Source organism: Bradyrhizobium sp. (assembly GCF_035484855.1).
Taxonomy (GTDB): domain Bacteria; phylum Pseudomonadota; class Alphaproteobacteria; order Rhizobiales; family Xanthobacteraceae; genus Bradyrhizobium.
The window spans coordinates 1-8,518 of the sequence record NZ_DATHOP010000034.1 but is presented as its reverse complement, the minus strand read 5'-3'; the positions used below and the strand labels follow the sequence as shown (position 1 = coordinate 8,518).

Sequence of the window (8,518 nt, the reverse complement as noted above, 5' to 3'; positions counted from 1 at the left end):
CGTGAAGTTTTTGCTGGTGTTGTTGCTTTCGGGTGTCCACGGTTTCCTGGCACGCGCGGTGCGTGATTTTGCCGCTGACCGCAATCAACGAAGCCAGAAATTCTATCGGATTATCAATGAGGTGCCGACCGTGCTGATGATCGCAATCGTCGTCCTTGTGGTCGTTAAGCCGTTTTGATGGGCACATGGTGCGTGTGAGTTAGGCCATGTTGGCCCTTGGCGCTGCTTGCGGAATGCCAACTGATTTTCTATATTGAGTTTATCCCACCCCACGCAGGCGGATGTCGTTGCGTCCCGGTCTAAACCGGCCGCCGCATCAGGTTTGAAGCCTTCCGGCGCTTTCCTTGCTTTGAGCTGCGGGCCTCTTTTTTCGAGCCCGCTTTCCCTGAAGCCACCTCGCACCCCCTCTCTCTGAAAGTTACTCCACAGGACCACCCCAATGCGGGAAATCAAACTCCAAGACCTCAAATCGAAGACGCCGGCGGAACTCGTTTCGTTTGCCGAAGAGAATGGGGTCGAAAACGCCAGCACCATGCGCAAGCAGGAGCTGATGTTCGCCATCCTCAAGCAACTGGCGATCCAGGAAATCGATATCATCGGCGAGGGCGTCGTCGAGGTGCTCTCCGACGGTTTTGGATTCTTGCGCTCGCCGGACGCCAACTATCTGCCGGGACCTGACGACATCTACGTCTCGCCCTCGCAGATTCGCCGCTTCGGACTTCGTACCGGCGACACCATCGAAGGCCACATCCGCAGCCCCAAGGAGGGTGAACGGTATTTTGCGCTTCTGAAGGTCAACACGCTGAATTTCGAGGACCCGGAGAAGTCGAAGCACAAGGTCAATTTCGACAATCTGACACCGCTATTCCCCGATCAGCGATTCCGACTCGAACTCGAAGACCCTACCAGAAAGGACCTGTCTGCAAGGGTTATCGACATCGTCGCTCCGATCGGCAAGGGCCAGCGCGCGCTGATCGTGGCGCCGCCGCGCACCGGCAAGACTGTGCTGATGCAGAACATCGCACACTCGATCACCGCCAATCATCCCGAATGCTATCTGATCGTTTTGTTGATCGATGAGCGTCCGGAAGAAGTCACCGACATGCAACGCTCGGTGAAGGGCGAGGTTGTCTCCTCGACCTTCGACGAGCCGGCGGTGCGCCATGTCCAGGTCGCCGAGATGGTGATCGAAAAAGCAAAGCGACTGGTCGAACACGGCCGCGACGTCGTGATTCTCCTGGACTCGATCACCCGATTAGGTCGCGCCTACAACACGGTGGTGCCGTCCTCCGGCAAGGTGTTGACCGGCGGCGTCGACGCCAATGCGTTGCAGCGGCCGAAGCGATTCTTCGGCGCCGCGCGCAATATCGAGGAGGGCGGCTCGCTCACCATCATCGCAACGGCGCTGGTCGATACCGGCAGCCGCATGGATGAAGTGATTTTCGAAGAGTTCAAAGGCACCGGCAATTCGGAGCTCATTCTCGACCGCAAGGTTTCCGACAAACGCACCTTCCCGGCGATCGACATTTCGCGCTCGGGAACGCGCAAGGAGGAGCTGATCACCGATCCACAACTGCTGAAGAAAATGTACGTGCTGCGCCGGATCCTCAATCCGATGGGCACCATGGATGCGATCGACTTCCTGCTCGATAAGCTGCGCAACACCAAGAACAACTCGGAATTCTTCGAATCGATGAATACCTGAACCAGGTCCGGCGATTTTGAAGGGCGCCCTCAGGAGGGGGCGCCCTTTTTCTTGCCTCGGGAAAAGGAGTTTCATGCTGCAGCAAATGCTGCAATGCAGTTGCAGCATAGAAAAGGGAACACCCAGCCGCGGGCGTTTCAACTAGGTATTTGAAATACCTAAATATTATGTCTGGCGCGGGAACCGGCCGACCGATCTCTGCAGCATGGGCCAGGCGAAATGTTGCGGCAATGCTGCAGCATTTGGGGAACCATCGCGGCCCGACCGGGCTCACCAGCTAGACTCGGCAATCCGAAATTGCGTTGCCTTTTCAAGGGGCTCGGGGGCAAATAGGGGATGCATCCAGGTCAAGAGACGATTTTTGCCCTGTCGTCGGGCCGGCCGCCAAGCGCGATTGCGATCGTGCGGGTGTCCGGGGCGCAGGCGGGTACTGTGCTAGCCGCGCTCGCGGGCAAGATGCCGACGCCGCGGCTGGCGACGCGGGCCTTGTTGCGCGACGCCCGGCAGCCGATCGACGATGCGGTGGTGCTGTGGTTTCCCGGACCGGCGAGCGCGACCGGCGAGGACGTCGCGGAATTTCACGTCCATGGCGGCCGCGCGGTGCTGGCAGCTATGTTCGCCGCGCTCTCGGCATTCGAGGATGTGCGGGCGGCCGAGCCGGGCGAGTTCACCCGGCGCGCATTTGAAAATGGAAAACTCGATCTCACCGAGGCCGAGGGCCTCGACGACCTGATCCATGCCGACACCGACCGCCAGCGCCGCCAGGCGCTGCGCCAGTTGAAGGGCCTGCTCGGCGACCGCGCGCGCGACTGGCGGGCGCAGATCATCGAGGCCAGCGCGTTGATCGAAGCGGGCATCGATTTCGCCGACGAAGGGGATGTGCCGGCGCAATTGATCGCACCGGCGATGGCAAAGATCACAACGCTGCTCGGCGAGATCGAGGAAGTGCTTGCGGCACAGGGTCGGAGTGAACGGCTGCGCGAGGGACTGGTGGTCGCCATCGCGGGCCCGCCGAACGTCGGCAAGTCGACGCTGATGAATGCGCTGGCGCGGCGTGAGGTCGCGATCGTCTCGCCGCATGCCGGCACCACGCGCGACATCATCGAAGTGCAGCTCGATCTCGACGGTTATCCGGTGACGGTGATCGACACCGCCGGCATTCGCGAGACCGACGATCCCGTCGAACAGGAAGGCGTGCGCCGGGCGAGGGGGCGCGCGGCGGAAGCGGATCTGGTGCTTTGGCTGGTCGATGGACCGGGCGAAAAAAATCCGAACGAGGGTGCCGCGCCGGTCTGGACCGTGCGCAACAAGATCGATCTCGATGCGGGCAGCGTGGCCTTGGCGCGAGGGCAGGGCGCCACGAATTTCAGGATATCGGCGAGCCGCGGTGACGGGATCGGAGAATTGATCGCCGCCCTGGTGGCCTTTGCACGGGATTATTTTGGTTCGAACCAAAGCGGTGTGATCACCCGGGAGCGACAGCGGCAATTGCTGCAGCAGACGGTCGTTTCGTTGCATCGCAGCATGATGGTAATTGGCGAAGGCGAGGAACTGGCCGCCGAGGATCTGCGGTTGGCCGCCTACTCCTTGGGACGACTGCTGGGGCGGGTGGATGTCGAGGATATTCTCGACGTCATTTTCCGTGAGTTCTGCATCGGCAAGTAATAGGCACGGGTTCTTTCCATGGATGATGGGGCGTTTTCACATGAAAAAGTCCCCAAGCAGGCTTGTTTCACGTGAAACAACCGATCCCGATAAAAATCCTGAAAACAACCCCATGCAAAGTAAAGCTTCCGGGTTTTCCCGCTCCGCGATAGAAGACCGCGCATGTCCATTCGCCCGGAATCATTCGACGTTATCGTCATCGGCGGCGGCCACGCCGGCTGCGAGGCGGCGAGCGCGGCTGCCCGGATGGGTGCGAGAACGGCGCTGGTCACCCATCGTTTTGCGACCGTCGGCGCCATGTCCTGCAATCCCGCGATCGGCGGCCTCGGCAAGGGTCACCTGGTCCGCGAGGTCGACGCGCTCGACGGCCTGATGGGGCGCATTGCTGACGCCGGCGGTATCCAGTTTCGGATGCTCAACCGGCGCAAGGGCCCGGCCGTGCGGGGGCCGCGCGCCCAGGCCGACCGCAAGCTCTATGCCGCGGCGATGCAGGCCGCCATCCGCGAGACCGCCAACCTCGGCGTGGTTGAAGGCGAGGCGGACGAGTTGATGGTCTCGGACGGCCGCGTCACCGGCATTCGCTTGGCCGATGGGCGCGAGCTGACGGCTGGCGCGGTCGTCATCACCACCGGCACCTTTCTCCGAGGCTTGATCCATCTCGGCGAAAAGAATTGGCCGGCGGGCCGTGTGGGCGAGGCGCCCGCGCTCGGATTGTCAAAGTCCTTCGAGCAGGCTGGCTTTACGCTGGGTCGGCTGAAGACCGGCACGCCGCCGCGCCTCGATGGCACGACCATCGACTGGGCAGCCGTGGAAATGCAGCCCGGCGACGATCCGCCGGAGCCGTTTTCGGTGATGACCGACCGCATCACCACGCCGCAGATCCAGTGCGGCATTACGCGCACCACAGCGGCGACCCATGAGGTGATCCGGGCCAATGTGCATCGCTCGCCGATGTATTCCGGGCAGATCAAGAGCACCGGACCGCGCTATTGCCCCTCGATCGAAGACAAGATCGTCCGCTTCGGCGATCGCGACGGGCATCAGATCTTCCTGGAGCCGGAAGGTCTCGACGATTCCACCGTCTATCCCAATGGCATCTCGACTTCGCTGCCGGAGGAGGTCCAGCTGGCGATCCTGGCGACGATTCCGGGGCTGGAGCGGGTGCGGATGGTGCGCCCGGGCTACGCCATCGAATATGATCACGTCGACCCGCGCGAACTCGATCCGACTCTGCAGACCAAGCGGCTGCGTGGGCTTTTTCTGGCCGGCCAGATCAACGGCACCACCGGCTATGAAGAGGCTGCGGCGCAGGGGCTGGTTGCGGGCCTCAACGCTGCGCTGGTGGCCGGTGGATCGGAGCTGGTCGTGTTCGACCGGGCCGATGGCTATCTCGGGGTGATGATCGACGACCTCGTCACGCGGGGTATCACCGAGCCCTATCGGATGTTCACCTCGCGCGCGGAATACCGGCTGACCTTGCGGGCCGACAACGCCGACCAGCGCCTGACCAATAAGGGCATCGCGCTGGGGTGCGTGGGAGAGGCGCGCGCGCTGCGTCATGGCGCCAAGATGGCCGCGCTCGATGGCGCGAAGGTCCTGGCGCAATCGCTGACGCTGACGCCAAACGAAGCGGCGAAGCATGGCCTCTCGCTCAACAAGGACGGCCAGCGCCGCTCGGCCTTTGAACTACTGGCCTATCCGGAGATCGGCTGGACCGAGGTCCGCAACATCTGGCCCGAGTTGTCGGCCATTGAACCAGCCATCGCGGTCCATCTGGAAATCGATGCCAAATACGACGTCTATCTCAAGCGTCAGGTCGCCGACGTGGAGGCGTTTCGCCGCGACGAGGGGTTGATCCTCGGCGACATCGATTACTGCGCCGTACCCGGACTTTCCAACGAGGCCCGTTCGAAGCTGGAAACCTCGCGGCCGCGCACGGTCGGGCAGGCTGGCCAGCTCGATGGCATGACACCGGCAGCGTTGGCGATTCTTGCCGCTTTTCTTCGGCGGGAGGCGCGACGGAGAATGACGGCCGCATCCAGATAAACTGTTTCACGTGAAACAATGATGGGGACGAGCCCATATTAGGATGGCGCATGAACAACGACGCGGAAATCGTGGCCACCGGAACGTGGTTGTATGATCAACAAGTGCCGCGTCCAATTTCAGTTTTAAGAAAGCCGGCAAAGTGGGCTCACTCTCGTTACGATTGGGAGACTGATCAGTGGGACGAAAGCAGGCCAATCCCGGACACGGTCGACGGCTTTCTTTACTACTGCTCCTTGGGCAAATCCGGCGAACACCTCTCTATCAACGATGCGAAGGCATGGGCGGACGCCCAGCCGTGGGGGCCGGTTAACTGGTCCAGTGAGTCTGAACGACACCGTCTCTGAGATCTCCGTGGCCAAAATGTCTGAACAGAGCGCGCGTCCCATCCCCGTCTCCGATAAAGCCGCGGCACTCGCCCTGACGCCTGTTTCACGTGAAACAGAAGCGCGGCTCGATCGCTATGTCGAACTGCTTCGGGAATGGCAGGCCAAGACCAATCTGGTGGCGCCCTCCACCCTCGCGCAACTCTGGACCCGGCATATCGCCGATTCGCTGCAGCTCCTGGATCTTGCGCCATCGGCCAAGGTTTGGATCGATTTGGGCAGCGGCGGCGGTTTTCCCGGTGTCGTCCTTGCCTGCGCGCTGACGGAAACACCGAGGGCGATGGTCCATCTGGTCGAACGCAACGCCAAGAAGGCCGCCTTCCTGCGGGAAGCCCTGCGCGTGACGGGCGCGGCTGGTACCGTGCATCTGGCCGGCATCGAGGATATTGTGGAAAGAATCACCGGGCCGGTCGATTGCGTCACCGCCCGCGCCGTGGCTTCGCTAGACCAGCTCATCGGCTTCGCGGAACCGCTGGTGAGACGAGGCGCAAAGGCTTTTTTCCTCAAGGGCCAAGATGTAGAGGCTGAATTGACCGAAGCCACTAAATATTGGAAGATAGCGCCACATTTGCATTCCAGCCGCACCGGCAGACAGGGCTGGATCGTCGAGCTCGATCATGTCGAGCGCCGCAACCCATCCGCAAGCCTCCATGGTGGTCGAGCATGACCGTAATTGATCAAGTAGATCAAGAGGATAAGGCCCCACATTCAGGAACCGCGCTGCGCATCCTGGCGCTCGCCAACCAGAAGGGCGGCGTCGGCAAGACGACCACTGCGATCAATCTCGGCACGGCGCTGGCAGCGATCGGCGAGCGCGTATTGATCGTCGATCTCGACCCGCAGGGCAACGCGTCCACCGGACTCGGCATCGATCGGCGCAACCGCAACTGCTCGACCTATGACGTCCTGATCGGCGAGGCCACCTTGCGCGAATCGGTGGTGCCGACCGCGGTGCCGCGGCTGCACATTGCGCCGTCGACCATGGATCTGTCGGGCCTCGAACTCGAACTGGGCGCGACGCCCGGCCGTGCGTTCCGGCTGCGCGACGCGATCGCGGCGCTCAACACCAATGCCACGCCTGATACCAACTACACCTATGTGCTGATCGATTGTCCGCCGTCGCTCAATCTGCTGACGGTCAATGCGATGGCGGCGTCGGACGCGATCCTGGTGCCGCTGCAATGCGAGTTCTTCGCGCTCGAAGGCCTGTCGCAACTGCTGCAGACGGTGGAGCAGGTGCGCACCACGCTCAATCCCAATTTGTCGATCCACGGCATCGTGCTGACCATGTTCGACTCGCGCAACAATTTGTCGAACCAGGTGGTCGCCGACGTCCGACAGTTCATGGGGGCCAAGGTCTACAAGACCATGATCCCGCGCAACGTGCGCATCTCCGAGGCGCCGTCCTACGGCAAGCCGGTGCTGGTCTACGATCTCAAATGCGTCGGCAGCGAAGCCTATCTCAAGCTCGCCACCGAAGTGATCCAGCGCGAGCGCGAATTGCGGACGCATTGATCCAGCCGTCGCCCTTCGAGGCGCGCAAGTGCGCGCACCTCAGGGTGACGGCAACAACCACAGGCGTCATCCTGAGGTGCGAGGGGCACCGCCCCGAGCCGCGAAGGATGATTGAAAAACATAAGCGTCCAATTCCGGAGTAGTGCGCGTGAATCCAAGGGAGCTGGCGATGGCCGACGAAGCGCGTTCGCGACTGGGTCGCGGTCTTGCAAGTCTGATCGGAGATGTCGGCGGCGAGGCCGCGCATCTGGATCGGCCGCGCGCGCAGCGCAAGGTGCCGATCGAATTTTTAAAACCCAATCCGCGCAATCCGCGTCGCGAATTCGCCGATACCGAGCTCGGCGAGCTCGCCGAATCGATCAAGCAGCATGGCGTGATCCAGCCGATCGTGGTGCGCCCGGTCAAGGGCGTGCAGGACCGTTTCGAAATCATCGCCGGCGAACGGCGCTGGCGCGCGTCACAGATCGCCGGCCTGCACGACGTGCCGATCGTGCCGGTCGACGTCAGCGATTCCGACGCGCTCGAGATCATGATCATCGAGAACGTGCAGCGCGAAGACCTCAATGCCTTGGAAGAGGCGCAGGGCTATCACGCGCTGGCGAATGAGTTCAAACGCAGCCAGGAAGATATTGCAAAAATCGTCGGCAAGAGCCGCAGCCATGTCGCCAACATGATGCGGCTGACCAAGCTGCCGGCCGAAGTGCAGGCCTATATCGCGCTGGGCCAGCTCTCGGCCGGCCACGCTCGCGCCCTGATCGGGGTGCCCGATCCGCTGGCCGCCGCCAAGCGCATCGTCGAGGAGGGCCTTAATGTGCGCCAGGCCGAGGCGCTCGCGCATGTCGAGGGCGTCCCGGAACGCAAGCCCCAGAAGGCGCGCGGCGGCAGGACGAAAGATCCCGACACCGTGGCGCTGGAGAAGCGCGTCAGCGACGCACTCGGGCTTGCGGTCAACGTCGATCACCGCGATCCCGGCGGCACCGTGCACATCCGCTACCGCGATCTCGATCAGCTCGATGAGATCGTGCGGAGATTGGATGGGAAGGGCTGACTCCTTACCTCGCCCCGCTTGCGGCAGGGGAATCGCATATGGGTTTTCACCGGCTATTGCATTGGAAGGCAAGACGGATTCTGAAGATGACTCCCGGATTATGGAGGGGGTCGAATGCGGAAGTTCAAGAAGGCCTTTGGGCGGTTGCCGGAT

Annotated in this window: 8 protein-coding genes; all 8 read left to right on the top strand. The window is 62.2% G+C overall.

Annotated features, from left to right (window positions below; translation table 11 throughout):
• The coding region (locus tag VK804_RS04190) for a CopD family protein (RefSeq protein WP_325368152.1) at nt 1-178 on the top strand (178 nt) is incomplete at its 5' end.
• 261 nt (nt 179-439) lie between these two features.
• Nucleotides 440-1,705 (top strand): transcription termination factor Rho, encoded by a 1,266-nt coding sequence (gene rho / locus VK804_RS04185; protein ID WP_325368148.1) that lies wholly within the window; start codon nt 440-442, stop codon nt 1,703-1,705.
• A 336-nt stretch (nt 1,706-2,041) separates the two neighbouring features.
• Nucleotides 2,042-3,370, top strand: coding sequence for a tRNA uridine-5-carboxymethylaminomethyl(34) synthesis GTPase MnmE (gene mnmE / locus VK804_RS04180; protein WP_325368146.1), 1,329 nt, complete (start codon nt 2,042-2,044; stop codon nt 3,368-3,370).
• A 162-nt stretch (nt 3,371-3,532) separates the two neighbouring features.
• The gene (mnmG, locus tag VK804_RS04175; RefSeq protein ID WP_325368144.1) at nt 3,533-5,416 is read left to right on the top strand and encodes a tRNA uridine-5-carboxymethylaminomethyl(34) synthesis enzyme MnmG; all 1,884 of its coding nucleotides are present in this window, start codon (nt 3,533-3,535) and stop codon (nt 5,414-5,416) included.
• 50 nt (nt 5,417-5,466) lie between these two features.
• Nucleotides 5,467-5,763 (top strand): hypothetical protein, encoded by a 297-nt coding sequence (locus tag VK804_RS04170; protein WP_325368142.1) that lies wholly within the window; start codon nt 5,467-5,469, stop codon nt 5,761-5,763.
• 16 nt (nt 5,764-5,779) lie between these two features.
• The gene (gene rsmG, locus VK804_RS04165; protein WP_325368150.1) at nt 5,780-6,469 is read left to right on the top strand and encodes a 16S rRNA (guanine(527)-N(7))-methyltransferase RsmG; all 690 of its coding nucleotides are present in this window, start codon (nt 5,780-5,782) and stop codon (nt 6,467-6,469) included.
• On the top strand, nt 6,466-7,317 hold the full coding sequence (locus VK804_RS04160; RefSeq protein WP_325368140.1) for a ParA family protein: 852 nt from the start codon (nt 6,466-6,468) through the stop codon (nt 7,315-7,317). Before rsmG ends, VK804_RS04160 begins: the two co-directional genes overlap by 4 nt.
• A 169-nt stretch (nt 7,318-7,486) precedes the next feature.
• Complete coding sequence (locus VK804_RS04155; RefSeq protein ID WP_325368138.1) at nt 7,487-8,365, top strand: ParB/RepB/Spo0J family partition protein; 879 nt, start codon at nt 7,487-7,489, stop codon at nt 8,363-8,365.
• Nucleotides 8,366-8,518 lie beyond the last annotated feature (153 nt).